The sequence below is a fragment of the Mycobacterium sp. NGS26 genome, from assembly GCF_059813025.1.
In genome coordinates this window covers 60073-83300 of record NZ_JCALDU010000006.1, presented here as the reverse complement: position 1 = coordinate 83300, position 23228 = coordinate 60073, and the positions used below count along the sequence as shown (strand labels likewise).

Below are 23228 nucleotides of genomic sequence, written 5' to 3'. Positions count from 1 at the left end.
AGCGTTCTTTAACGGGGCGTAACGCAAACATTTGCATTCGATATGCGCCCGCCACGTCGGCTTGACCCCCACTGAACGACCCCAATACCGTCGAACGAGGTAGCCAGGCGGTTCCAGCGTGCGTGCGCAAGGTGTAATCGTCTGTGCACCAATCAGTTACGCCGACGTTACTGAACGCAAGGGCGGGACATCGGAACGTCCCCCGCTAGGGTACTGACGAGGGAGCCACCGATGCAGATGCGATCGATCCTCCGGCATGATCTGCCGTCGTCGATCGTGGTTTTCCTGGTCGCGCTTCCCCTGTCGCTGGGGATCGCGATCGCGTCGAACGCGCCGGTGCTGGCCGGTCTGATCGCCGCGATCGTCGGCGGCATCATCGCCGGAGCCATCGGCGGATCACCGCTGCAGGTCAGCGGTCCCGCGGCGGGCCTGACCGTTGTTGTGGCCGAGCTCATCTCCGACTTCGGTTGGGGGGTAACGTGTTTGATCACCGCGGCTGCGGGTGTGCTGCAAGTTCTGTTGGGGCTCAGCCGCGTTGCGCGGGCGGCGCTGGCGATCTCACCGGTCGTCGTGCACGCCATGCTGGCCGGCATCGGGATCACGATCGCGCTGCAGCAGGCGCACGTGTTGCTGGGCGGGAAGTCCAAAAGCACGGCCTGGCACAACCTGATCGGCCTGCCGGGCCAGATCATCGGCGCGCACCGGCCGGGGGTGCTACTGGGTGTACTGGTGATCGCCATCCTGGTCGCCTGGCGCTGGGTCCCGGCCCGCTTACGCTTCATTCCGGGCCCGCTGGTCGCCATCGTCGCCGTGACGGTTATCTCGGTTGCGTTCCCGTTCCACGTGCGGCGGATTGAGATCGACGAGTCGCCGCTGAATGCCCTGCAGCTGCCCGAAATTCCGCACGGCAACTGGGGCGCCGTGGCCATCGGCGTCATCACCGTCACGCTCATCGCCAGCGTGGAGAGCCTGCTGTCGGCGGTGTCCGTCGACAGGATGCACCACGGGCCGCGCACGGACTTCGACCGCGAGCTGGTCGGGCAGGGCGTTGCGAACGTCGTGTCGGGGACCATCGGCGGGCTGCCGATCACGGGCGTAATCGTGCGCAGCTCAACCAATGTCAACGCCGGGGCGAAATCCCGCGCCTCGGCGATGCTGCACGGTCTGTGGATCCTGCTGTTCACGGTCCCCTTCGCGGAGTTGGTCGAGCTGATCCCGACCGCCGCGCTTGCCGGCCTGCTCATCGTCATCGGCATTCAGTTGCTCAAGCCCGCGCACATCGAAACCGCAATGAAGCACGGGGATCTCGCCGTCTACGTGGTGACCGCGGTCAGCGTCATATTCCTCAACCTGCTGCACGGTGTGATGATCGGGCTCGCCCTGGCCGTCGCGCTGACCGGATGGCGGGTGATCCGGGTGAAGGTCGAGGCGAGGCCCGTGCGCGACGGATGGCACGTGGGCATCGAGGGCGCCGCGTGCACCTTCCTTGCCCTGCCCCGGCTGACGCGCGTGCTGGCCTCCGTCCCGGCCGGCCACACGGTGTCGGTCGGCATCTCGGTCAACTACATGGATCACGCTGCGCACCAGGCCATTACCGACTGGCAGCACCAGTACGAGGCAACCGGCGGCACGGTCCGGATCCACGGCGTGTTCGAGACGGGCCACCTCACCCGCCGGCCCCCGCGCAGCCTGATCGAGGCCGACGAAGCCGCCGAGCCCGAAGCCGTCGCCTAGAAGCCGTCGCCGAGAAGCCGTCGCCTAGTTGGCGGCGTCTGGGTCAGTCGACGTCGATCCTGATGTGCAGCCGCTTGCCGCACACCTGGGCCAGGCGCGCCAGCACGTCGACGCGTGGCACGTCCTTCCCGCTCTCCCATGCGGCGACGGCTTCCCGGCCGACGCCGAGCGCCTCGGCCAGCTGGGCCTGGTTCATTCCGGCGCCGGCGCGGGTCTCGAATATCAAATCGGGCAGGTCCAGTGACAGGCCGGCTTCGTGAATATCCATCGAGTTAACGTCCGGCATAGGAATCACCGCTCCCAGGTAGCCAACGGATTAACAACTCCGATGGTACGCAGTTTCGGCTAACCCCGCGCCATCGCTTCCAGCCGGCGGATGCGGTCCTCGATCGGCGGGTGCGTGGAGAACAGCGACCCGATTCGCTCGCCCGCGCGGAACGGGTTGGCGATCATCAAATGCGCCTGGCTGGCCAGCTGCGGCTCGGGCGGCAGCGGGGCGGCCTGCACGCCGCCGGAGATCTTGCGCAGCGCCGACGCCAACGCCAGCGGGTCGCCGGTGAGCACGGCGCCCGACTCGTCGGCCTGGTACTCCCGGGAACGCGACACCGCCAGCCGCACCACCGTCGCGGCGATCGGGCCCAGCAGCGAAACCAGCAGCAGCCCAACGGCTCCCAGCGGGTTGTCGTCGTCGCGGTCACCGCCGAACATGCCGGCGAACATGGCCATGTTGGCCAGCGCGGTGATCACCGACGCCAGCGCCCCGGCGATGCACGAAATCAGGATGTCGCGGTTGTAGACGTGCGAAAGCTCGTGTCCCAGCACGGCGCGCAGCTCGCGCTCGTTGAGGATGTCCAGGATGCCGGTGGTGCAGCACACGGCGGCATTGCGCGGGTTGCGGCCGGTGGCGAAGGCGTTGGGCGCGTTGGTGTCGCTGATGTACAGCCGCGGCATCGGCTGGTGCGCGCTGGTGGCCAGCTCCCGCACGATCCGATACATCACCGGCGCCTGCAGCTCCGACACGGGCTGCGCGTGCATGGCCCGCAACGCCAGCTTGTCGCTGTTGAAGTAGACGTAGACGTTCATCCCGACGGCGAACAGCGCCGCGAAGATCAGCGCCGTCCTGCCGAACATTGCCCCGATGGCCACGATCAACGCGGACATGCCGACCAACAGGACGAAGGTCTTCAGGCTGTTGGCATGCGGATGCCAGGTCATCCGTGTCCTCCTAGGAACACTTTTTCTCGCTCGTTGCCGCTCATTACAGCTAATTGAACGCCCGAGACGACCCCGCGGGTTCCGCGACGCGCTAGCCGTGCCGGCTGATGGTGTAGTCGACCAGCGCCTGCAGCGCCCGCCGACCGGGCACGTCGGGCAAAAGGGCCAGCTCATGGTGCGCTTTTGCGGCGTGTTGGGCTAGGAAATCCTTGGCCTTGGCCATGCCGGGCGACGCCCGCAGCAGCGTCAGGGCCTCGGCCACCGCGCCGTCGTCCGCGACGGGCCCGGCCAGCAGCTCACGCAGCCGCGCCGCCTCGGGCCCGGGTTCGGCCAGCGCGTAGAGCATCGGCAGGGTGTGCACGCCCTCGCGCACATCGGTGCCGGGCTGCTTCCCCGACTCGCGGGGGTCGCTGTCGATGTCGATGATGTCGTCGGAGATCTGAAACGCGGTGCCCACCAGGCCGCCGAGCCGGCTCAGCCGCTGGACCTGGTCGTCGTCCGCGCCGGAGTAGATGGCGCCGAACTCGCCGGCGGCCGAGATCAGGCAGGCCGTCTTCTCGTAGACCACCTTCAGGTAGTGCTCGATCGAATCCGACCCCTCGGCGACCCCGCGGGTCTCGCGCATCTGCCCGGTCACCAGCAGAGAGAACGTTTCCCCGATGAGCCGCACCGCCTCCGGCCCCAGCCGCGACACCAGCCGCGAGGCCGTGGCGAACAGATAGTCGCCGGCCAGGATGGCGACGTTGTTGCCCCAGCGCACGTTGGCGCTCGGGGCTCCGCGGCGGACCTCCGCCTCGTCCATCACGTCGTCGTGGTACAGCGTGGCCAGGTGCACCAGTTCGATGACCGCGCCGGCGATCGTCACCTCGGTGGCGTCCGGGTTGGGCCCGATCTGGGCGGACAGCACCGTGAACAGCGGCCGGAACCGCTTGCCGCCGGCCTTGAACAGGTGCGTCAGCGAGTCCGTCATGATCGCGTCGGCGCTGCGCAGCTCGGTGTCCATGAGCCGCTCGATCTTCGCGACGCCGTCGCGCACCTTCTCGGCGAAATCGGCGTCACCGAAGTCGACGCCCGCCACCACAGTTGCGGGAGTCCTCACCCGACCCACCCGCTGTTCGCCGAAGTACTCACCCGACCAACATACTGGTGAGCGTGGAGACCAAAGCCGACCTGGTGGTCGTGGGCGCCGGACCCGCCGGTTCGGCGGCTGCGGCCTGGGCCGCACGCGCAGGCGGCGACGTGCTGGTCATCGACTCGGCCGCCTTCCCCCGCGACAAGGCCTGCGGCGACGGGCTGACCCCGCGCGCGGTCGCCGAGCTGGAACGGCTGGGGCTGGGCGAGTGGCTGGACACCCGGATCCGGCACCGGGGGCTGCGGATGAGCGGGTTCGGCGGCGAGGTGGAAGTGGATTGGCCCGGGCCGTCGTTCCCGTCGACCGGCAGCGCGGTGGCCCGCTTCGAGCTGGACGACCGGATCCGCAAAGTCGCCGAGGACGCCGGGGCGCGGATGCTGCTCGGCACGAAAGTCGTTGCCGCCCACCATGATTCGTCGCGGCGGGTGACGTCGCTGGTGCTGGCGGACGGCACCGAGGTGGGCTGTGACCGGCTGATCGTCGCCGACGGCGCCCGCTCGTCGCTGGGGCGCAAGCTGGGCCGGCGCTGGCATCAGGAGACGGTGTACGGCGTCGCCGCCCGCGGCTACCTGACCACCCCCCGCAGCGACGACCCGTGGCTGACGTCGCACCTGGAACTGCGCTCCCCCGACGGCGCCGTGCTGCCCGGCTACGGCTGGATCTTCCCGCTGGGCAACGGCGAGGTGAACATCGGCGTCGGGGCGCTGTCGACGTCGAAACGCCCGGCGGACCTGGCGCTGCGGCCGCTGATCTCGTACTACACCGACCTGCGCCGCGACGAGTGGGGCTTTACCGGCCCGCCGCGGGCGGTGGCGTCGGCGCTGCTGCCGATGGGCGGCGCGGTCTCGGGGGTGGCCGGGCCCAACTGGATGCTGATCGGTGACGCCGCGGCCTGCGTCAACCCGCTCAACGGCGAAGGCATCGACTACGGCCTGGAGACCGGGCGCCTGGCCGCCGAGCTCCTGGACTCCCGCGACCTGTCGCGGGAATGGCCGTCGCTGCTGGCCCACCACTACGGCCGCGGCTTCTCGGTGGCGCGGCGGCTGGCGTTGTTGCTCACCTTCCAGCGGTTCCTGCCCGCCACCGGCCCGGTCGCGATGCGCTCCACGACGCTGATGACGATCGCCGTGCGGGTGATGGCCAACCTGGTCACCGACGACGATGCCGACTGGGTCGCGCGGGCGTGGCGCGGCGGCGGCCGGCTGTCGCGGCTGCTCGATCGCCGAACACCGTTCAGCTGAACCCGCGCCAGCAGACGCAAAAGCACCCAAATCCGGCGGGAAATGGGTGCCTTTGCGTCTGCTCGCCGATATCAGGATGGTTGACATGTATCAGGGTGGTTGATATACCTGGACGCATGACTGAATCAATCGATTTCGAGTTCGAAACGGCCTACCGCGGTGAGTCCGCCCAACTGGGCGAGGGTGCGCGCCCGCCCTGGAGCATCGGCGCCCCGCAACCCGAGCTGGCCGCGCTGATCGAGCAGGGCAGGTTCCACGGCGACGTCCTCGACGTGGGATGCGGCGAGGCGGCCATCTCGCTGGCGCTGGCCGAGCGGGGGCACACCACGGTGGGGCTGGACCTGTCGCCCACCGCGATCGACCTGGCCCGGCGCGAGGCCGCGCGGCGGGGCCTGACCAACGTCACCTTCGAGGTGGCCGACATCAGCTCGTTCACCGGGTACGACGGCCGGTTCGGCACGATCGTCGATTCCACCCTGTTCCACTCGATCCCGGTGGAGGCGCGCGAGGGCTACCAGCGGTCGATCAGCCGCGCCGCCGCGCCCGGCGCCTCCTATTTCGCCCTGGTGTTCGACAGGGCGGCCGTGCCGGAGGGCCCGATCAACGCGGTCACCGCCGACGAGCTGCGCGAAGCGGTATCCAGGTACTGGGTCGTCGACGAGATCAGGCCGGCCCGCCTGTACGCCAACCTGCCGGAGAGCTCGCCCCTCATGCCGTTCGTCGGAGTCCGCGACGAGCCCGACGGCCTCAAGTCGGTCGGCGGCTGGCTGTTGACCGCCCATCTGGGCTGATTTCGCCGATTCCGATTCGCTGATCTCGCGACATCGCCGAGGTGTATAGTCCGGCTAATGAGGGGAACCAAGCTGCTCACCAGCCTCGCCATGGCGGCCACGGCGGCCATGGCGGCGGGGGCCATCGCACTGCAGGCGCCGGCCCAGGCCGACCCGCCGCCGACGAACCCGCCGTACCCGACGCCGCGGACGCCGTCGCCGCCCACCGACTACGACGCCTCGTTCAAGAACACCGTCAACGGCTTCGGCATCTACCAGCCGCAGGATCAGCTCGCCTGGCTGGCCAAGATCAGCTGTGAACGGATCAACAGGGGCGTGGACCGCGACCCGTACAAGTCCGCCGATTTCGTTCAGCACAACCTGCCGCGGGGCACGACCCAGGGCCAGGCGTTCCAGTTCCTGGGCGCCGCGATCGACCACTACTGCCCCGACCAGACCCCCTTCATCCAAAGCGCCGGCCGCTAGGCGCGACCACCCACCGCCGCGAGTGTGCGTGTTCGCACGGCGACACGCCGTAAATCGCGTACAACTGCGCACCCTCGCGGCGTGATGGCGAACTAGGCCTTCGAATAGGCCTCGGTCACCGCAGGGACTTGTAGCCGGCGTGCAGCGCCACGATGCCGCCGGTCAGGTTGCGCCAGCGCACCGCTGACCAGCCCGCGCGGGAAATCTGACCCGCCAGCTTCGCCTGGTCGGGCCACGCCCGGATCGACTCCGCCAAATAGACGTAGGCGTCCGGGTTGCTGGAGACCGCTCGCGCCACCCGGGGCAGCGCCTGCATCAGGTATTCCTTGTAGGCGGTGGCGAACAGCGGGTTGGTGGGCGTGGAGAATTCGCAGACCACCAACCGGCCCCCGGGCCGGGTGACGCGGGCCATCTCACGCAGTGCCGCCTGCGGGTCGGCGACGTTGCGCAACCCGAAACTGATTGTGACCGCGTCGAATACGCCGTCACCGAACGGCAGCCGGGTGGCGTCGCCGGCGACCTTCGGCACCTTGCGCGTGGCCCCCGCCGCGAGCATCCCGACCGAGAAATCGGCCGCCACGCACCAGGCCCCGGATTTGCCCAGCTCGACGGTGGACACCGCGGTGCCGGCGGCCAGGTCGAGCACCTTCTGGCCGGGCGTCAGCTTCAGCGCCGACCGGGTGGCCCGACGCCAGTACCGGTCCTGGCCCAGCGACAGCACGGTGTTGGTCAGGTCGTACCGGCGCGCGACGCCGTCGAACATCGACGCAACGTCACGAGGGTCCTTGTCCAGCGCCGCGCGGTTCACGCCGTCGACGCTACCTGGTCAGGCGGCCCGGGCCCCGCGGGTGCCCAGCACCGCCCGGTAATGGCCGAGCAGCTCGTCACAGATGACCGGCCAGCTGCGGCCGAGGACGCTGCGCCGGGCCGCCTGAGAATAGCGGTGGCGTTCCTGCACCAGGTGCGCGACGGCGGTCGGCAGCCGCGCCTCGAACTCGTTGACTCCCAACAGCAATCCGGTGCGCCACGGCGCCACGAGGTCGCGTGGGCCGCCGGCGTCGGGGGCGATCACCGGCAGCCCCGACGCCAGCGCTTCCTGCACGACCTGGCAAAACGTCTCGTGCTCGCCGGTGTGCACGAAGACGTCCATGCTGGCATACGCCGCTGCGAGCTCCTCGCCGTACAGCGCGCCGGTGAAAACCGCTGTGGGCATGGCCGATTGGAGCTTGCGCCGGTCGACGCCGTCTCCGACAATGACAAGCTGCACCGACCCGTCGGCCGCCAGCGCGGCCAGCCGCTCGGCGTGCTTTTCCGGGGCGAGCCGGCCCACGAACCCGACGATCGGCTTGCCGTGCGGCGACCACCGCCGCCGTAGCGCCTCGCTGCGCGCCGACGGCGCGAACCGCAGCACGTCGACTCCGCGCGCCCACCGGTGCACCCGCGGAAACCGGTGGGCGACAAGCGTTTCCATCGTCACGCTGGACGGGGCCAGGGTGCGGTCGGCGAGGCCGTGCAGGTGGCGGAACCACGCCCACGCCGCCCGCGCGGTCATCGGGATGCCATAGCTGGCCGCAAAACCGGGCACGTCGGTCTGGTACACGGCGACCGTCGGCACCCCGAGTCGGCGGGCCGCCTTCACCCCGCCGTAACCGAGCAGCGCCGGTGACGCGAGGTGCATGACGTCGGGATCGAATCCGCGTAGCACGCTGAGCATCCGGGGCGTCGGCACACCGAGCGGCAGCGTGGTCACCTTGGGGAACATCCGCGACGGCACCCGATGCACCCGGACGCCGTCGTGAACTCGCTCCGCCCTGGGCTGGCCCGGCGGGTTGTCCGGCGCGATGACGAGGGCCTCGTGGCCGGTTCGGCGCAGATGCTCCAGGATGCGCAGCACCGAGTTGCTGACACCGTTGACGTTGGGGAGGAACGATTCGGCGACGATTGCAACGCGCACGCCATCAGGATGGCAGCGCTGCCTGTCGGCAAGGTTGCCGACGCGCATACGGGGCGCGAAATCTGCTGCTCAAAGGCTTAGGGCGGTGATCTTCGTTACACCTTGGCGGCCTTGGCGGCCTCGGTGCGCCGATCCAGCCGCCTGTCCAGCAGCGCCAGGCCGCCCAGCAGCACGCCCGCGGCGAGCCAGGCCACCACCGCGATGGAGCCCGCCGGGATGATCGCCAGCGCGGCGTTGCGGTGCTGCACTCGGACCAGGTTGGGGTCCCGCTTGTTGTATTCGACGTAAATCCGCATGCCGGTGGACAATTCCGACGGATACAGCACGCCCAGCTCGGGCCGGTAGGTGACGCGCTCTGGTGTGACGAATTCGATGGTGGACCGCCGCGGCCCGGCGCTGAGCACCTCCGCCTGCGCCACGCCCATGTTGTGTTGGATGGCAAGGTCGTTGCGCCAGGCGCCGGCGACGAGCAGCACCGACTGCAGCGTGATCAAACCCGTCAGGATCAGCACCGCGATTCGCACCCACCGCAACACGATCCTCGTTCGGGTCCTCGGCGGTTCGTCGCTGCGGCCGTGAATGAGGATGTGCAACAACGTTTTCGGCGATATCACAGGGTGCTCATAGGGCGGCCTTGATGGCGGCGTGCAGCTGTCGCAGCGACGAACGGTCCGCCTTGACTTCCAGCACCCGCATGCCGGCTCCGGGTTCGTCGAGGGCGGCGTTGAGCTCCTCGACCTCGATCTGCCGGCTCTCCACGTGGTAGGCGCGACACAGCGCACCCACGTCGACGTCGTGCGGGGTGCCGAAGATCCGCGACGACACGTCGGAGAACCGCGGGTCGCCCTGCTCGAGCAGTTCGAAGATGCCGCCGCCGTTGTCGTTGGACACCACGATGGTCAGCTGCCGCGGCGTCGGCTCGGTGGGGCCAATCAGCAACCCGGAGCTGTCGTGCACGAACGTCAGGTCACCGATCAGCGCGACGGTGCGCCCGTCGTGGGCCCTCTCGTGGGCCAGGGCCGCCCCGATCGCGGTGGACACCGTGCCGTCGATGCCGGCGACCCCGCGGTTGGACCGGACCTCGAGGCCGTGGGTGTTCAGGCCGACCAGCGCCGCGTCGCGGACCGGGTTCGACGCCCCGAGCACCAGCTGGTCGCCCGGCCGCAGCACGTCCGCGACGGCGGCGGCGACGTGCAGGCCGGTCGTCAGGGGGTGCGCCGCGAGCTGGCCCCGGACGGCGGTGACCGCGTGCCGGTTCATCTCCGCGCAGCGGTGCAGCCACGCCGGATCCGGTGTCCCGGTGGTGACCGCCCGGGTGCCGGTGGCCTGCGAGTTACCCGAGACGTCGGGCCAGCGCGGGCCGGTGGTGAGGGCGTACACCGGCACCTGCGGGTCGGCCAGCAGCGCCGACACCGGGCGGTGCAGTGTGGGCCGGCCGAGCATGATCACCTGCTTGGGTCGCAGCAGCGGCAGGGCCAGCGGATGCAGCGGGTTGGCCGGGGCCGGGGCCGTCGGCTCGGCGACGGTGGGCAGTTCGGCCAGGTTGGGTTGCTCGCCGGCGGCGTGCCCGGCGATGACGACGGTGTCGGCGGTCAGGTCGATGTCCAGCGGCTGGTCGAAGCTGACCGGCGGCGTGTACGTCCACGGCCGGCCCCCGGGCCGGCCCGGCGGCGTCGCCGCTTGCGGCTCGGGATCCGGCACCAGGGGTTCGCGCAGCGGGATGTCGAAGTGCACCGGGCCGGCGTTGGCGGTGCGAGAACCCGTGGCGGCCACCAACACTCGGCAGGTGGCCGAGCGCCAGGTGGCGTTGAACTCGGGCATGCGCTCGGGCGCGTCCTCGGCCAGGCCCAGGTTGATCGTGGCGCGCACCTGGGTGCCGAAGTAGCCCAGCTGCTCCATGGTCTGGTTGGCCCCGGTGCCCAGCAATTCGTAGGGCCGGTTGGCCGACAGCACGATCAGCGGCACCCGCGCGTAGTTGGCCTCCACCACCGCCGGGCCCAGGTTGGCCACCGCGGTGCCCGACGTCATCGCGACGCACACCGGCGCGCCGGCGGCGATCGCCAGCCCGATGGCCAGGTATCCCGCGGTGCGCTCGTCGATGCGCACGTGCAGCCGGAGCCGGCCGGAGCGATCGGCGTCCTGCAACGCGAACGCCAGCGGGGCATTGCGCGACCCGGGGCACAGCACCACGTCGCGGACGCCGCCGCGGATCAGCTCGTCGACCACGACGCGGGCCTGTGTCGTCGAGGGGTTCACCCCTACAGGGTGTCACAGGGTTGTCGGCGGGGCCTCAGGCCTTGTTGTCGGCGAAGAACTTCAGCATCGCGTCGTTGACGGCCTCCGGCCGCTCGAAGAACCCGAGGTGACCGGTGTCGGGTATCTCCACGTAGCGGCCGTTGGGCATCGCGTCGGCGACTTCCCGGCTCAGGTGCGGCGGGGTCACCAGGTCGTCGCCGAAGCCGATGACCAGCACCGGCGCGGTGATGCTCCGGTAGGCGGGCAGGCGGTTGGTCTGCGGCGACACGTTCAGCTGGGCGCGCGTCCCCGGGGTCTGCTTGGTCGGCCAGGTGCTGAACATGGCGATCCAGTCCTCGACGGCGGTGTCGTCGTTGATGGTCTTGCGCGAAAAGCTGTCCAGCAGGCGCAGTTTCGCCTCGTAGGCGGCCGGCAGCTGGATGCCGGACTTGTAGAACTCGGCCTCGGCCTGCTGAAAGAACTCCCGGGCGCGGTCCAGGCGGCCGCGGGTGGCCATCAGCACCGCGGCGCTGACCAGCTCGGGCCGGGCCACCATCAGTTCCTGGGCGATGTACGAGCCCATCGACACCCCGACTATGCGGGCGGGGGCGGCGTCGAGCTTTTCGATCAGGGCCGCGGTGTCGGCGACCATGGTCTCGGTGGTGAATCCCTCGGCGTTCTCGGTGGCGCCGATCCCGCGATTGTCGAAGGTGATGCAGCGGTATCCCGCCGCCAGGAACGCCGGTACCTGATGCGGTAGCCAGGTGCGCCCGGCGCCGCCGTGGCCTGCGATGAAGACGACGGGTTCACCCGTACCGCGGTCGTCGAAAGCCAGGTTGGTCACTCGGACGACGTTACAAGCAACCGGTGGCAGGCCTTGACCCGGTCGATCCACCACTGCCGCCGCTGCGGTGGCGCTTCGAGGGCCCGCAGCCGGGCGGGATCCGGGGTCACCGGCGCGACGGCCAGGCTCCCGTCGACGGGTACCGCGGCCTCGGCGACGTCCTCGGCGAACAGCCCGCCGGTGCCCAGCCCGCAGGCGTGGCGCAGCTGCGGCAGCGCCGCGGCGGCCGCCATCCCGGCGCCGATGCCGACCGCCGAATCCAGCGCGCTGGAGACCACCACCGGGATGTCGATCCGCGCGGCGATGTCGAGCAGCGCCGAAATCCCGCCCAGCGGAGCGACTTTCAGCACCGCGATGTCGGCGGCGCGGGCGCGGACCACGGCCAGCGGGTCGTCGGCCTTGCGGATGCTTTCGTCCGCGGCGATCGGCACGTCGATGCGCCGGCGCAGCTCGGCGAGCTCGCCGACGGTGGCGCAGGGTTGCTCGAGGTACTCCAGCGGACCGTCGGCGGTCAGCGCGGCCGCCGCCGCGACGGCCTCCTCGACGCTCCAGCCCCCGTTGGCGTCCACCCGCACGGTTTCCACCAGCTCCCGCACCGCGTTGACCCGCGCGACGTCGTCGGCCAGCGTCTGCCCCGGTTCGGCGACCTTCACCTTGGCGGTGGCCGCGCCGGGAAACCGGCCGAGCACCTCTGGCACCGTGGCGGCCGCGACCGCGGGCACGGTGGCGTTGATCGGGATCCGGTCGCGCCGCGGCGGCGGCGGTGGGCGGTAGGCGGACTCGATGCCCGACGCCAGCCACGCGGCGGCCTCGGCGGCCCCGTATTCGACGAACGCCCCGAACTCGCCCCAGCCCACGGGGCCCTCGATCAGCGCGACCTCGCGGGTGGTGATGCCGCGGAAACGCACCCGCATCGGCAGCGCCACCACGTGCAGGCGGTCCAGCAGGTCTTGCAGCGGCGGAGTCACCGTTCGTAGACCTGGCGGCCCGCCAGAAACGTCGCGCGTACGTCCAGGTCGGCGATCCGCTCGGGCGGCACGGCGCGGGGGTCGGCCGACAGCACCACCATGTCCGCGTACTTGCCGACCTGTAGCGATCCGGTGACGTCGTCGGCGAACAGCTGCCAGGCGGCGTCGATGGTCTGCGCGCGGATGGCCTGTTCGACGGTCAGCCGCTCCTCGGGCGCCAGCACCCGGCCGCTCGGCGCCGTGCGGGTCGCGGCCACGCTGATGTTGCGCAGCGGCTCCTCGGGCGTGACCGGCGGGTCGTTGTGCAACGATATGCGCATGCCGGTGGCCACCGCGGATCCCGCTGGCATCCAACGGGATCCGCGCTCCGGCCCGAACAGGCCGTCGACGATGACGTCGCCCCAGTAGTGGATCTGATCGACGAAGATGCTGCAGGTGACCCCGAGCGCGGCGGCCCTTTCGAGTTGATCGGGCCGGATCGCACCGACGTGTTCGAGGCGCAGCCGGTGGTCGTCGCGCGGATGGCGGCGCAGCGCCTCCTCGTACACGTCGAGGATGGTGTCGACGCCGTCGTCGCCGTGTACGTGGCAGGCCATCTGCCAGCCCAACGGGAAGTAGGCGCCGACGATTTCGGTCAGCTGGTCGGCGGTGTAGTTGGCGCATCCGCAGGAGCCGGGCGTCACGCCGATGGTGCGGGTCGCATCGGTGTCCAGGTAGGGGAAGGACAGCGCGATGTTGCCGATCCACGGCGAGCCGTCCACCCAGATCTTGATGCCGACCTGGCGCAGCATGTCGTCGCCCTGGTTGGGGACGGCGGTGGTGGACATCTGCGGGTTGGAGATCTCGTAGGTGCGCAGCCGCACGGTGAGCTCGTCGTGCAGCTGCTCGACCAGCGGCCGGAATGCGGGGTCGAACGCCATCTCGGAGCAGGTGGTCAGCCCGGCGCGGTTGAGCCGGGCGCATTCGGCGCGCAGCATCGCCGGGTAGTCGCCGGCCCGGATGGCGCCGCCCAGCAGCGGGAACACCGCGCCGATCTCCTCGGCGGTGCCGTCGAGTTCGCCGTCGGCGTCCCGGCCGTATTTGGCGCCCTTGGGGTCGGGGGTGTCGCGGTTCAGGCCGTTGAGGCGGGCGGCCTGCGAGTTGAAGAAGGCCTTGTGCCCGGAGTTGTGGATGATCACCAGCGGCCCGTCGGGTGCGATCTCGTCGAGCCAGGCCGGCGTCGGCTGCGGCAGCCCGGGCTGCAGCAGCGGATCCCACCCGTTGAGGTAGGCGCCGTCGGCGCCCCGCGCGGCCGCCTCGCGGCGGACCGCCGCCACGACGTCGTCCGCGTCGCGAATGGTGACCGGGCGGATATCGACGATGCGGTCCGACAGCGCGACGGCCTCCATCAACGGATGGCCGTGCGCCTCAACGAATCCCGGCATGACGCAGCCATTACGGACGTCGATGGTCTGGGTGCCCGGGCCGATTAGCGCCTCGACGTCGGACCTGGCGCCGACGGCGGTGATCCGGCCGTCGGCGACGGCGACCGCCTCGACCGTGGGCCGCTTTTCGTCGACGGTGAGCACGGTTCCGGTGATGACGAGATCTGCCTTGGAATCAACCCCAGCCATGAGCACGGATGCTAGTGGTCGGAGGGTCCGGCCGACCCGAATTGCAACACGTTCTAGTCTGGCGTGCATGAGTCGCGCCGGCGGCGATGCAGAGCAAAGCGATGAGGAGGAGCGGCGCCATGGGTGACGAGCTGCTGCGCAACCCGACCCACAACGGCCACCTGCTGGTGGGCGCGCTCAAGCGCCACAAGAACAAGCCGGTGCTGTTCCTCGGCGACACCACGCTGACCGGCGGTCAGCTGGCCGAGCGGATCAGCCAGTACGTCCAGGCGTTTGACGCGCTGGGCGCCGGCACCGGCGTGACGGTGGGGCTGCTTTCGCTCAACCGACCCGAGGTGCTGATGATCCTCGGCGCCAGCCAGACCCAGGGGTATCGGCGCACGGCCCTGCATCCGCTGGGCTCGCTGGACGACCACGCCTACGTGCTCTCCGACGCCGGCGCCAGCGCGCTGATCATCGACCCCAATCCGATGTTCGTCGAGCGCGCGCTGGGGCTGCTGGAGCGGGTGGACTCGCTGAAGCAGATCCTCACCATCGGCCCGGTGCCGGAGGCGTTGAGCGGCGTGGCGGTGGACCTGTCCGCCGAGGCGGCCAAGTACCCGCCGCGGCCGCTGGTGGTAGCGGATCTGCGGCCCGACCACATCGGCGGACTGACCTACACCGGCGGCACCACCGGCAAGCCCAAGGGCGTGATCGGCACCACCGGCAACATCGCCACGATGACGACGATCCAGCTCGCCGAGTGGGAGTGGCCGGAGGCCCCGCGCTTCCTGATGTGCACGCCGCTGTCGCACGCGGGCGCGGCGTTTTTCACGCCCACCGTGGTCAAGGGCGGCTCGATGTATGTGCTGGGCAAGTTCGACCCGGCCGAGGTGTTGAAAGTCATTGAGGAGCAACGCATTACGGCGACGATGCTGGTGCCGTCGATGCTGTACGCGCTGATGGACCACCCCGACTCGCACACCCGGGACCTGTCGTCGCTGGAGACCGTGTACTACGGCGCCTCGGCCATCAACCCGGTGCGGCTGGCCGAGGCGATCCGGCGGTTCGGCCCGATCTTCGCCCAGTACTACGGGCAATCCGAGGCGCCGATGGTGATCACCTACCTGGCCAAGGGCGATCACGACGAGAAGCGGCTCACGTCCTGCGGGCGCCCAACGCTTTTCGCGCGGGTCGCGCTGCTGGGCGAGGACGGTAAGCCGGTGCCGCAGGGTGAGCCGGGCGAAATCTGCGTCAGCGGACCGCTTTTGGCCGGCGGCTACTGGAATCTGCCCGACGAGACGGCCAAGACGTTCAAGGACGGCTGGCTGCACACCGGCGACATGGCCCGCGAGGACGAGGACGGGTTCTACTACATCGTCGACCGCGTCAAGGACATGATCGTCACCGGCGGCTTCAACGTGTTTCCGCGCGAGGTCGAGGACGTGGTCGCCGAGCACCCGGCCGTCGCGCAGGTCTGTGTCGTGGGCGCGCCGGACGACAAGTGGGGCGAGGCGGTCACCGCCGTCGTCGTGCTGCGCGCCGACGCGCCCCGCGACGACGCCGCGATCGAGGCCATGACCGCCGAGATCCAGGCCGCGGTCAAGGACCGCAAGGGTTCGGTGCAGTCGCCCAAGCGGGTGGTGATCGTCGAGTCGCTGCCGTTGACCGGGCTGGGCAAGCCGGACAAGAAGGCCGTGCGGGCGCAGTTCTGGGAGGGCGCCGCCCGCTCGGTCGGCTAGGTCGCCCGGCTAGGGTTGCAGTCATGCCTGAGCGAATCCGGCCGCCGTGGTGGCTGAAGCCGGCGAACAAGGTCTTCGTCCGGATGTCGCGGCTGGGCATGAGCTTCGGCGGGGAGAGCCCCGTCGTGTTGACGGTGAAAGGCCGCAAGTCGGGGCGTGAACGCTCGACGCCGGTGACGCCGATGACCGTCGACGGAGAACAGTACGTCGTCGCCGGATTCCCCGGCGCGGACTGGGTCGAAAATGTGCGCGCGGCACGACAGGCGACGATCGCGCGCGGCCGCCGCGTCCAGCGGGTGCGGATGGTGGAGCTGCCCCCCGACGACGCCCGGCCGATTCTGCGTGCGTTCCCGACCGAGGTGCCCACCGGCGTCGGCTTCATGAAGCGAGCCGGCCTGGTCACCGAGGGGCGTCCCGACGAGTTCGAGGCCCTGGCCGGCCGCTGCGCGGTGTTCCGCCTGGAGCCGGTGTAATCCGATGACCGACAACCCTTTTCACGCCGAGGACTGGAAGCCCGTCTCGGACATCGAGGCTGGGTTCGCCGACCTGACCGACATCACCTACCACCGCCACGTCTCCGACGCGACGGTGCGGGTGGCCTTCGACCGGCCCGAGGTGCGCAACGCGTTTCGGCCGCACACCGTCGACGAGCTGTACCGGGTGCTCGACCACGCCCGGATGTCCCCCGACGTGGGCGTGGTGCTGCTGACCGGCAACGGGCCGTCGCCCAAGGACGGCGGCTGGGCGTTCTGCTCCGGCGGCGATCAGCGCATCCGCGGCCGCTCGGGCTATCAGTACGCCTCCGGCGAGACCGCCGACACCGTCGACGCCGCCCGCGCCGGCCGGCTGCACATCCTCGAGGTGCAGCGGCTGATCCGGTTCATGCCGAAGGTGGTCATCTGCCTGGTCAACGGGTGGGCGGCCGGCGGCGGCCACAGCCTGCACGTGGTCTGCGACCTCACCCTGGCCAGCCGCGAGCACGCCCGCTTCAAGCAGACCGACGCCGACGTCGGCAGCTTCGACGGCGGCTACGGCAGCGCGTACCTGGCCCGTCAGGTGGGCCAGAAGTTCGCCCGCGAGATCTTCTTCCTGGGCCGCACCTACACCGCCGAGCAGATGCACCAGATGGGCGCGGTCAACGCGGTGGTCGAGCACGCCGAGCTGGAGCGGGCCGGGGTGCAGTGGGCGGCCGAGATCAACGCCAAATCGCCGCAGGCGCAACGCATGTTGAAGTTCGCGTTCAACCTGCTCGACGACGGGCTGGTGGGTCAGCAACTGTTCGCCGGCGAGGCCACCCGGCTGGCCTACATGACCGACGAGGCCGTCGAGGGCCGGGACGCGTTCCTGGAAAAGCGCGCCCCGGACTGGACGCCGTTCCCGCGCTACTTCTAGGGCGGTCGGGCGGCCCGCCCCGTCGTCGGCGAGATCGACGCCAGCGCGAGAAAGTTCGAGTGGGCCGCACGGTGGCGTCGATCTCGGCGAAGGGCGGCCCGCCTAGACTCCCGCGTGTGAGCAGAAGCCCCCTCCGCCGCATCACCGACGAGCTGGTGCTGACGACCATGCGGCCGCCGATCTCGCCGCAGATACTCCGGCCCGCGATCAAGCCGGTCGACATGAACGGCAAGCGCGTCCTGCTCACCGGGGCGTCGTCGGGCATCGGCGAGGCCGGGGCCGAGCTGTTCGCCCGGCACGGCGCGACCGTGGTCGCCGTGGCCCGCCGTAAGGAACTGCTCGACGCGGTGGCAAACCGGATCACGGCGGCGGGCGGCACGGCGCTGGCCATGCCCTGCGACCTGTCGGACATGGACGCCATCGACGCGCTGGTGTCCGACGTCGAAAACCGCATCGGCGGGGTCGACATCCTGATCAACAACGCGGCCCGGTCGATCCGGCGCGGGCTGGCCGAATCGCTGGAACGCTGGCACGACGTCGAGCGGACCATGCAACTCAACTACTACGGCCCGCTGCGGCTGATCCGCGGGCTGGCGCCCGGCATGCTCGAGCGGCGCAACGGCCACATCATCAACGTCTCGACCTGGGGCGTGATGTCGGAGGCGTCGCCGATGTTCTCGGTGTACAACGCGTCGAAGGCCGCGCTGGGGTCGATCAGCCGGGTGGTGGAGACCGAGTGGGGCCGCAGGGGTGTGCACTCGACGACGCTCTACTACCCGCTGGTCGCGACTCCTATGATCAAGCCCACGAAGGCGTACGAGGGGATGCCCGCGCTGAGCCCGGAAGAGGCCGCCGAATGGATGCTCACCGCCGCCCGCACCCGGCCCGTGCGGATCGCGCCGCGGATCGCCGTCGCCCTCAACGCGCTGAACACCGTCGGCCCCCGCTGGGTCAACGCGCTGATGCAGCGACGCGCCGAGCACCTCGACGAACCCCGATAACCCATCGCCGCCCGGCGCCCTAGGGGCGTGATAGACACGAGGTCATGGACATCCTGGCCAGCCGGATGCTGCTCCGGCCGGCGGACTATCAGCAGTCGTTGACCTTCTACCGCGACAAGATCGGCCTGGCGATAGCCCGCGACTACGGCGCCGGCACGGTTTTCTTCGCCGGCCAATCCCTGCTGGAGCTGGCCGGTTACGGCAGCCCCGACCACTCCCGGGGTCCCTTCCCCGGCGCGCTGTGGCTGCAGGTCCGCGACGTCGCGGCCACCCAGGCCGAGCTGGAGGGCCGCGGGGTGGCGATCGCCCGCGAGGCGCGCCCCGAGCCGTGGGGCCTGCGCGAAATGCACGTGACCGATCCGGACGGGATCACGCTGATATTCGTCGAGGTCCCGGACGATCACCCGCTGCGCCGGGACACGCGCGGCGAGCGTGGGGAACGCGAGGTTAACTAAGCGCTAACATTCAACGACGAGTCGAGGTACACCTGCGTTTCCGCCTTCTCAGCGTTCGACAATTGAATCCCCCGACTACCAGAATCAGGCGCTGTGAACATTGATTTGTTCCTCCTCATAATCGTCGTAATCACGGCACTCGCTTTCGATTTCACCAACGGCTTCCACGACACCGGCAACGCGATGGCGACCTCCATCGCCAGCGGCGCGCTGGCGCCCAAGGCCGCCGTCGCGCTGTCCGCGGTGCTCAACCTGGTCGGCGCGTTCATGTCCACCGCGGTCGCGGCGACCATCGCTAAGGGCCTGATCGACGCCCACATCGTGACGCTGGAGCTGGTGTTCGCCGGCCTGGTCGGCGGCATCGTCTGGAACCTGCTGACCTGGCTGCTGGGCATCCCGTCCAGCTCCTCGCACGCGCTGATCGGCGGCATCGTCGGGGCCACCATCGCCGCGGTCGGCGGGCACGGCGTGATCTGGAAGGGCGTGGTGTCCAAGGCGATCATTCCGGCCGTCGTGTCGGCGTTCCTGGCGATCGCGGTCGGGGCGATAGCCACCTGGCTGGTCTACCGGATCACCCGGGGGATTCCGAGCGGTCGCACCGAGGCCGGCTTCCGCTACGGCCAGTGGGGCTCGGCCTCGCTGGTCTCGCTGGCGCACGGCACCAACGACGCGCAGAAGACCATGGGCATCATCTTCCTGGCGCTGATGTCCTACGGGTCGATCAGCAAGACCGCCGCGGCGCCGCCGCTGTGGGTCATCGTCGGGTGCGCGGTGGCCATGGCGTCGGGCACCTATTTGGGCGGCTGGCGGATCATCCGCACCCTGGGCAAGGGCCTGGTCGAGATCAAGTCGCCGCAGGGCATGGCCGCCGAATCCTCTTCCGCCGCAGTCATTTTGCTGTCCGCGCACTTCGGCTACGCGCTGTCGACGACGCAGGTGTGCACCGGATCGGTGCTGGGCAGCGGCCTGGGCAAGCCCGGCGGCGAGGTGCGCTGGGGGGTGGCCGGCCGGATGGCGGTCGCGTGGCTGGTGACGCTTCCGCTGGCCGGGTCGGTCGGCGCGGTCACCTACTGGATCGTGCACCTGATCGGGGGCTTCCCCGGTGCGATCATCGGGTTCGGGCTGCTGGTCGCGGTCTCGGCCGCCATCTACGCGCGCTCGCGCAAGGTCAAGGTCGACCACAACAACGTCAACGCCGAGTGGGAGGGCAGCCTCACCGCCGGTCTCGAGGGTTCGGGCGATCACACGCCGCCATCGGACACCGGGCCCGGCGAGCCGGAGTCGAACCGCGACGCGGTGGCCGCGGGGAACGCCTCATGAGCCATGTCGGCGACTGGTTCAACTACCAGGCCTCGCTGAAGATCCTGCTGTTCGCGATGCTGGCCGGGGCCGCGCTGCCGGGGCTGTTCGCGCTCGGCCTGCGGTTCCACGCCGTCGGCGCCGGGCGGGTCGGCCCCCACGGCGCTGCACCACACCGCAATCCGCTGCTGCTGGCGCTCGCGTGGGCGATCTACGCGGTGGTGATTGGGGTGATCGCCCTGGCCCTGCTGTACATCTCGCGCGATTTCATCGCGCATCAGACGGGTCAGGCCTTTCTGGGGGCCAAGCCTAAGTAGCATTGAATCGTTGTCCACAGCACTGCCTATCCCATCGCGCGGAGAGATAGCGAAGTGAACCGATTCCTCAGTTCGGTTGTCTCGTGGTTGCGCGCGGGATATCCCGAAGGCGTTCCGGCTACCGACACGTTCGCGGTGCTCGCGCTGCTGTCCCGGCGGCTCACCAACGACGAAGTCAAGGCCGTCGCCTCCGAGCTGATGGCGCGCGGCGAGTTCGACAAGATCGACATCGGGGTGGCGATCAGCAAGCTCACCGACGAACTGCCGTCGGCCGACGACATCGAGCGAGTGCGCACCCGCCTGGCCGCCAAAGGCTGGCCGCTCGACGGCGAGCACGACGATGGAGCCCCGGCATAGCCGTCCTGCGTGCGCTGCGCGTCACCCCGGGCTCCGCCGCCGCGTCGCTGTTGCCCGCCCTGGCCCGCGTGCTGGAGGGCCGCGATCCCGCCCTGGTCGTGATCCCGGCGGGTCGCGAATCCGAGCTGCGAGCCCTGCGCGTCGGCGAGGCCATCGACGACGACATCGCCCTGGTCGCGACGACGTCGGGAACCACCGGCGCGCCCAAGGGCGCCCTGCTGACCGCGTCCGCCCTGGCCGCTAGCGCGTCGGCGACCCACGACCGGCTCGGTGGCCCGGGAAGCTGGCTGCTGGCGTTGCCGCCGTATCACATCGCCGGGGTGCAGGTGCTGGTGCGCAGCGTGCTCGCCGGTTCCGCGCCCGTCGAGCTCGACGTGTCCGCCGGCTTCGACGCGACCCAATTGCCCAGTGCCGTAAGCCGATTGGGCTCCGGCCGGCGGTACACGTCGCTGGTGGCGGCGCAGCTGGCCAAGGCGCTGACCGATCCGGCGGCGACGAACGCGCTGGCCGGCCTGGACGCCGTGCTGATCGGCGGCGGACCGGCGCCGCGACCCGTGCTCGAGGCGGCCGCGGCGGCGGGCATCGCGGTGGTGCGCACCTACGGGATGAGCGAGACCGCCGGCGGCTGCGTCTACGACGGCATCCCGCTGAACGGGGTGCGGGTGCGGCTGGACGACGGGCGCATCGCGATCGGCGGGGCGACGCTGGCCCGGGGCTACCGCAACCCGATCGACCCCGATCCGTTCGCCGAGCCGGGCTGGTTCCGCACCGACGACCTCGGGGCGATCGACGACGCGGGCGTGCTGACGGTGCTGGGCCGCGCCGACGACGCGATCAGCACCGGCGGGCTGACCGTGCTGCCGCAGCCGGTGGAAGCCGCGGTGTGCGGCCATCCCGCCGTCGGCGACTGCGCGGTCTTCGGGCTGCCCGACGGAACGCTGGGCCAGCGGGTGGTCGCGGCGGTCGTGGTGCGCGACGGTTGCGAGCCCCCGACGCTGGATGACCTGCGCGCCCACGTGTCGCGCACGCTGGACGCCACCGCGGCGCCGCGCGAGCTGCACATCGTCGACGCGCTGCCGCGACGCGGCATCGGCAAGGTGGACCGGGCGGCGCTGGTGCGGCGGTTCCTAGGCTGCTCCTCGTGAGAGTCGCTCGCCGGGAGTGGTTTGCCGTCGCGTTCGGTGTCGCCCTGCTGACGGCGGCGTTCGTGTTGCCCCGGCTGAACTGGGGCGTCAAACCCCGGCAAAGCACCGGGCTGGAGCATTTCGCCATGCGGGCGGGGGCCGCACCGATCTTCGGCTACTGGGACGTCCACGTCGGCTGGGGAACCGGGCCGGCGATCCTCATCGCGGTCGCCGCCGTTGCGTGGGGACCGGCTGTGGCACAGCGCCTTTCGTGGCGGTGGCTGACGCTGGGCGCCTGGGCCACCGCGTGCGGGTGGGCGTTTGCGCTGGCGATGATCGACGGCTGGCGGCGCGGCTTCGCCGGACGGCTGACCACCCGCGACGAGTACCTGTCCGCGGTGGGGGGCATCACCGACATCGCGGCCACGCTGCGCACCTTCTCCAGCCGCATTCTCGACTTCCAGCCGGACTCGTGGGTCACCCACGTCTCGGGACATCCGCCGGGCGCGCTGCTGACGTTCGTGTGGCTGGACCGGATCGGCCTGCACGGCGGCGCCTGGGCCGGGCTGCTGTGCCTGCTGGCCGGCTCCAGCGCCGCCGCGGCGGTGCTGATCGGCGTCCGCGCGCTGGCCGACGAGCAGACCGCGCGCCGGGCCGCGCCATTCGTCGCGGTGGCGCCGGCGGCGATCTGGGTGGCGGTCTCCGCCGACGGGTACTTCGCCGGGGTGGCGGCCTGGGGCATCGCGCTGCTGGCCGTGGCGGTGCACCGCTCGGTCCGGTTCCCCGCGTTCGTCGCGGCCGCGGCGGGCCTGCTGCTGGGCTGGGGGGTGTTCGTCAGTTACGGCCTTGCGCTGATGGGCATTCCGGCTTTGGCGGTGTTGGTGTCGGCGTCGGATTGGCGGGCGGTGCTGCGGGCGCTCGGTCCGGCTTTCCTGGCCGCGCTGGCGGTGGCGGTGACCTTCGCCGTCGCCGGGTTCTACTGGTTCGAAGGCTATGATCTTGTGCAGCAACGGTATTGGCAGGGAATCGCGAAGGACCGGCCGTTCGCGTACTGGAGCTGGGCCAACCTGGCGTGCGTGGTGTGCGCGATCGGGCTGGGCAGCGTCGCCGGCCTCGCCCGGGTGTTCGACGCGGCCGCGGTGCGCCGTCGCTCCGGTTTTCACCTGCTGCTGCTGGCGATGCTGGCCGCCATCGCCGTCGCCGACCTGAGCATGCTGAGCAAGGCCGAGGTGGAGCGGATCTGGTTGCCGTTCACCGTGTGGCTGACCGCGGCGCCGGCGCTGCTGCCGGTGCGATCGCATCGAATGTGGCTGGCGCTCAACGTCGTCGGCGCCCTGGCCATCAACACCGTGATCTTCACGAACTGGTAG

24 protein-coding genes are annotated in these 23228 nt (G+C 70.4%); 14 read left to right on the top strand and 10 right to left on the bottom strand.

The features are described 5' to 3' along the window. Positions 1 to 231: 231 nt before the first annotated feature. Positions 232 to 1734 carry a SulP family inorganic anion transporter gene (locus AC5Y6X_RS19540; RefSeq protein ID WP_499988533.1) on the top strand — a complete coding sequence of 501 codons (1503 nt, stop codon included), beginning with the start codon at positions 232 to 234 and terminating at the stop codon, positions 1732 to 1734. 43 nt (positions 1735 to 1777) lie between these two features. Here AC5Y6X_RS19540 and AC5Y6X_RS19535 read toward each other — a convergent pair whose 3' ends face one another. The 3 genes from AC5Y6X_RS19535 to grcC1 form a co-directional block, all read right to left on the bottom strand. Next, entirely contained in the window at positions 1778 to 2038 is a 261-nt protein-coding gene (locus tag AC5Y6X_RS19535) for a helix-turn-helix transcriptional regulator (protein WP_499988878.1), read from the bottom strand. A 41-nt stretch (positions 2039 to 2079) separates the two neighbouring features. Then, on the bottom strand, positions 2080 to 2949 hold the full coding sequence (gene htpX / locus AC5Y6X_RS19530; protein WP_499988531.1) for a zinc metalloprotease HtpX: 870 nt from the start codon (positions 2947 to 2949) through the stop codon (positions 2080 to 2082). Between the two features lie 91 nt (positions 2950 to 3040). Then, positions 3041 to 4048 (bottom strand): nonaprenyl/(2E,6E)-farnesyl/geranylgeranyl diphosphat synthase, encoded by a 1008-nt coding sequence (gene grcC1 / locus AC5Y6X_RS19525; protein ID WP_499988529.1) that lies wholly within the window; start codon positions 4046 to 4048, stop codon positions 3041 to 3043. A gap of 47 nt (positions 4049 to 4095) precedes the next feature. Between grcC1 and menJ the strand changes: the two genes are divergently transcribed. From menJ to AC5Y6X_RS19510, 3 genes are all read left to right on the top strand, one after another. Continuing rightward, positions 4096 to 5322 (top strand): menaquinone reductase MenJ, encoded by a 1227-nt coding sequence (menJ, locus tag AC5Y6X_RS19520; protein WP_499988527.1) that lies wholly within the window; start codon positions 4096 to 4098, stop codon positions 5320 to 5322. 116 nt (positions 5323 to 5438) lie between these two features. After that, positions 5439 to 6113 (top strand): class I SAM-dependent methyltransferase, encoded by a 675-nt coding sequence (locus AC5Y6X_RS19515; protein WP_499988525.1) that lies wholly within the window; start codon positions 5439 to 5441, stop codon positions 6111 to 6113. A 57-nt stretch (positions 6114 to 6170) separates the two neighbouring features. Then, on the top strand, positions 6171 to 6578 hold the full coding sequence (locus AC5Y6X_RS19510; protein WP_324681071.1) for a DUF732 domain-containing protein: 408 nt from the start codon (positions 6171 to 6173) through the stop codon (positions 6576 to 6578). A gap of 115 nt (positions 6579 to 6693) precedes the next feature. Here the strand turns inward: AC5Y6X_RS19510 and AC5Y6X_RS19505 are convergent, their stop codons facing one another. From AC5Y6X_RS19505 to AC5Y6X_RS19475, 7 genes are all read right to left on the bottom strand, one after another. After that, positions 6694 to 7386: a demethylmenaquinone methyltransferase gene (locus AC5Y6X_RS19505; protein WP_499988523.1), complete on the bottom strand. Its 693-nt coding sequence runs from the start codon at positions 7384 to 7386 to the stop codon at positions 6694 to 6696. An 18-nt stretch (positions 7387 to 7404) separates the two neighbouring features. Then, positions 7405 to 8532, bottom strand: a complete 1128-nt coding sequence (locus AC5Y6X_RS19500; RefSeq protein WP_499988522.1) for a glycosyltransferase family 4 protein — start codon at positions 8530 to 8532, stop codon at positions 7405 to 7407. 95 nt (positions 8533 to 8627) lie between these two features. Next, complete coding sequence (locus AC5Y6X_RS19495; protein ID WP_499988521.1) at positions 8628 to 9146, bottom strand: DUF3592 domain-containing protein; 519 nt, start codon at positions 9144 to 9146, stop codon at positions 8628 to 8630. Positions 9147 to 9153: 7 nt separating this feature from the next. Further along, the gene (gene menD, locus AC5Y6X_RS19490) at positions 9154 to 10788 is read right to left on the bottom strand and encodes a 2-succinyl-5-enolpyruvyl-6-hydroxy-3-cyclohexene-1-carboxylic-acid synthase (protein ID WP_499988519.1); all 1635 of its coding nucleotides are present in this window, start codon (positions 10786 to 10788) and stop codon (positions 9154 to 9156) included. A gap of 34 nt (positions 10789 to 10822) precedes the next feature. Next, positions 10823 to 11611: an alpha/beta fold hydrolase gene (locus AC5Y6X_RS19485; protein WP_324681076.1), complete on the bottom strand. Its 789-nt coding sequence runs from the start codon at positions 11609 to 11611 to the stop codon at positions 10823 to 10825. After that, positions 11608 to 12579 carry an o-succinylbenzoate synthase gene (locus AC5Y6X_RS19480; protein ID WP_499988517.1) on the bottom strand — a complete coding sequence of 324 codons (972 nt, stop codon included), beginning with the start codon at positions 12577 to 12579 and terminating at the stop codon, positions 11608 to 11610. Before AC5Y6X_RS19480 ends, AC5Y6X_RS19485 begins: the two co-directional genes overlap by 4 nt. Then, complete coding sequence (locus AC5Y6X_RS19475; protein WP_499988515.1) at positions 12576 to 14192, bottom strand: amidohydrolase; 1617 nt, start codon at positions 14190 to 14192, stop codon at positions 12576 to 12578. The genes AC5Y6X_RS19480 and AC5Y6X_RS19475 overlap by 4 nt, the downstream gene beginning before the upstream one ends. Positions 14193 to 14278: 86 nt before the next feature. Here AC5Y6X_RS19475 and fadD8 point away from each other — a divergent pair, with 86 nt between their 5' ends. The 10 genes from fadD8 (at position 14279) to AC5Y6X_RS19425 (ending at position 23228) form a co-directional block, all read left to right on the top strand. Further along, positions 14279 to 15913 (top strand): fatty-acid--CoA ligase FadD8, encoded by a 1635-nt coding sequence (gene fadD8, locus AC5Y6X_RS19470; RefSeq protein ID WP_420715962.1) that lies wholly within the window; start codon positions 14279 to 14281, stop codon positions 15911 to 15913. A gap of 23 nt (positions 15914 to 15936) precedes the next feature. Next, the gene (locus tag AC5Y6X_RS19465; protein WP_324681080.1) at positions 15937 to 16386 is read left to right on the top strand and encodes a nitroreductase family deazaflavin-dependent oxidoreductase; all 450 of its coding nucleotides are present in this window, start codon (positions 15937 to 15939) and stop codon (positions 16384 to 16386) included. Between the two features lie 4 nt (positions 16387 to 16390). Continuing rightward, entirely contained in the window at positions 16391 to 17305 is a 915-nt protein-coding gene (locus tag AC5Y6X_RS19460) for a 1,4-dihydroxy-2-naphthoyl-CoA synthase (RefSeq protein ID WP_324681081.1), read from the top strand. Between the two features lie 116 nt (positions 17306 to 17421). Continuing rightward, positions 17422 to 18306, top strand: coding sequence for an SDR family oxidoreductase (locus AC5Y6X_RS19455; RefSeq protein WP_324681082.1), 885 nt, complete (start codon positions 17422 to 17424; stop codon positions 18304 to 18306). Between the two features lie 44 nt (positions 18307 to 18350). Next, positions 18351 to 18761: a VOC family protein gene (locus AC5Y6X_RS19450; RefSeq protein ID WP_324681083.1), complete on the top strand. Its 411-nt coding sequence runs from the start codon at positions 18351 to 18353 to the stop codon at positions 18759 to 18761. A 93-nt stretch (positions 18762 to 18854) separates the two neighbouring features. Beyond that, on the top strand, positions 18855 to 20081 hold the full coding sequence (locus tag AC5Y6X_RS19445) for an inorganic phosphate transporter (protein WP_324681084.1): 1227 nt from the start codon (positions 18855 to 18857) through the stop codon (positions 20079 to 20081). Beyond that, on the top strand, positions 20078 to 20377 hold the full coding sequence (locus AC5Y6X_RS19440) for a hypothetical protein (RefSeq protein WP_324681085.1): 300 nt from the start codon (positions 20078 to 20080) through the stop codon (positions 20375 to 20377). Before AC5Y6X_RS19445 ends, AC5Y6X_RS19440 begins: the two co-directional genes overlap by 4 nt. Before the next feature lie 54 nt (positions 20378 to 20431). After that, a complete protein-coding gene (locus tag AC5Y6X_RS19435) occupies positions 20432 to 20734 on the top strand; it encodes a DUF3349 domain-containing protein (RefSeq protein WP_324681086.1) in 303 nt (100 codons plus the stop codon). Between the two features lie 68 nt (positions 20735 to 20802). Further along, complete coding sequence (menE, locus tag AC5Y6X_RS19430; protein WP_324681145.1) at positions 20803 to 21879, top strand: o-succinylbenzoate--CoA ligase; 1077 nt, start codon at positions 20803 to 20805, stop codon at positions 21877 to 21879. After that, complete coding sequence (locus AC5Y6X_RS19425; RefSeq protein ID WP_499988512.1) at positions 21876 to 23228, top strand: hypothetical protein; 1353 nt, start codon at positions 21876 to 21878, stop codon at positions 23226 to 23228. Before menE ends, AC5Y6X_RS19425 begins: the two co-directional genes overlap by 4 nt.

What these genes read in the sequence shown, in the direction of transcription:
- AC5Y6X_RS19510 (WP_324681071.1), top strand. Translation starts at nt 6,171, where the DNA reads ATGAGGGGAACCAAGCTGCTCACCAGCCTCGCCATGGCGGCCACGGCG.
- AC5Y6X_RS19475 (WP_499988515.1), bottom strand. Translation starts at nt 14,192, where the DNA reads ATGGCTGGGGTTGATTCCAAGGCAGATCTCGTCATCACCGGAACCGTG.
- AC5Y6X_RS19540 (WP_499988533.1), top strand. Translation starts at nt 232, where the DNA reads ATGCAGATGCGATCGATCCTCCGGCATGATCTGCCGTCGTCGATCGTG.
- htpX (WP_499988531.1), bottom strand. Translation starts at nt 2,949, where the DNA reads ATGACCTGGCATCCGCATGCCAACAGCCTGAAGACCTTCGTCCTGTTG.
- AC5Y6X_RS19460 (WP_324681081.1), top strand. Translation starts at nt 16,391, where the DNA reads ATGACCGACAACCCTTTTCACGCCGAGGACTGGAAGCCCGTCTCGGAC.
- AC5Y6X_RS19465 (WP_324681080.1), top strand. Translation starts at nt 15,937, where the DNA reads ATGCCTGAGCGAATCCGGCCGCCGTGGTGGCTGAAGCCGGCGAACAAG.
- AC5Y6X_RS19515 (WP_499988525.1), top strand. Translation starts at nt 5,439, where the DNA reads ATGACTGAATCAATCGATTTCGAGTTCGAAACGGCCTACCGCGGTGAG.
- AC5Y6X_RS19440 (WP_324681085.1), top strand. Translation starts at nt 20,078, where the DNA reads ATGAGCCATGTCGGCGACTGGTTCAACTACCAGGCCTCGCTGAAGATC.
- AC5Y6X_RS19450 (WP_324681083.1), top strand. Translation starts at nt 18,351, where the DNA reads ATGGACATCCTGGCCAGCCGGATGCTGCTCCGGCCGGCGGACTATCAG.
- fadD8 (WP_420715962.1), top strand. Translation starts at nt 14,279, where the DNA reads ATGCAGAGCAAAGCGATGAGGAGGAGCGGCGCCATGGGTGACGAGCTG.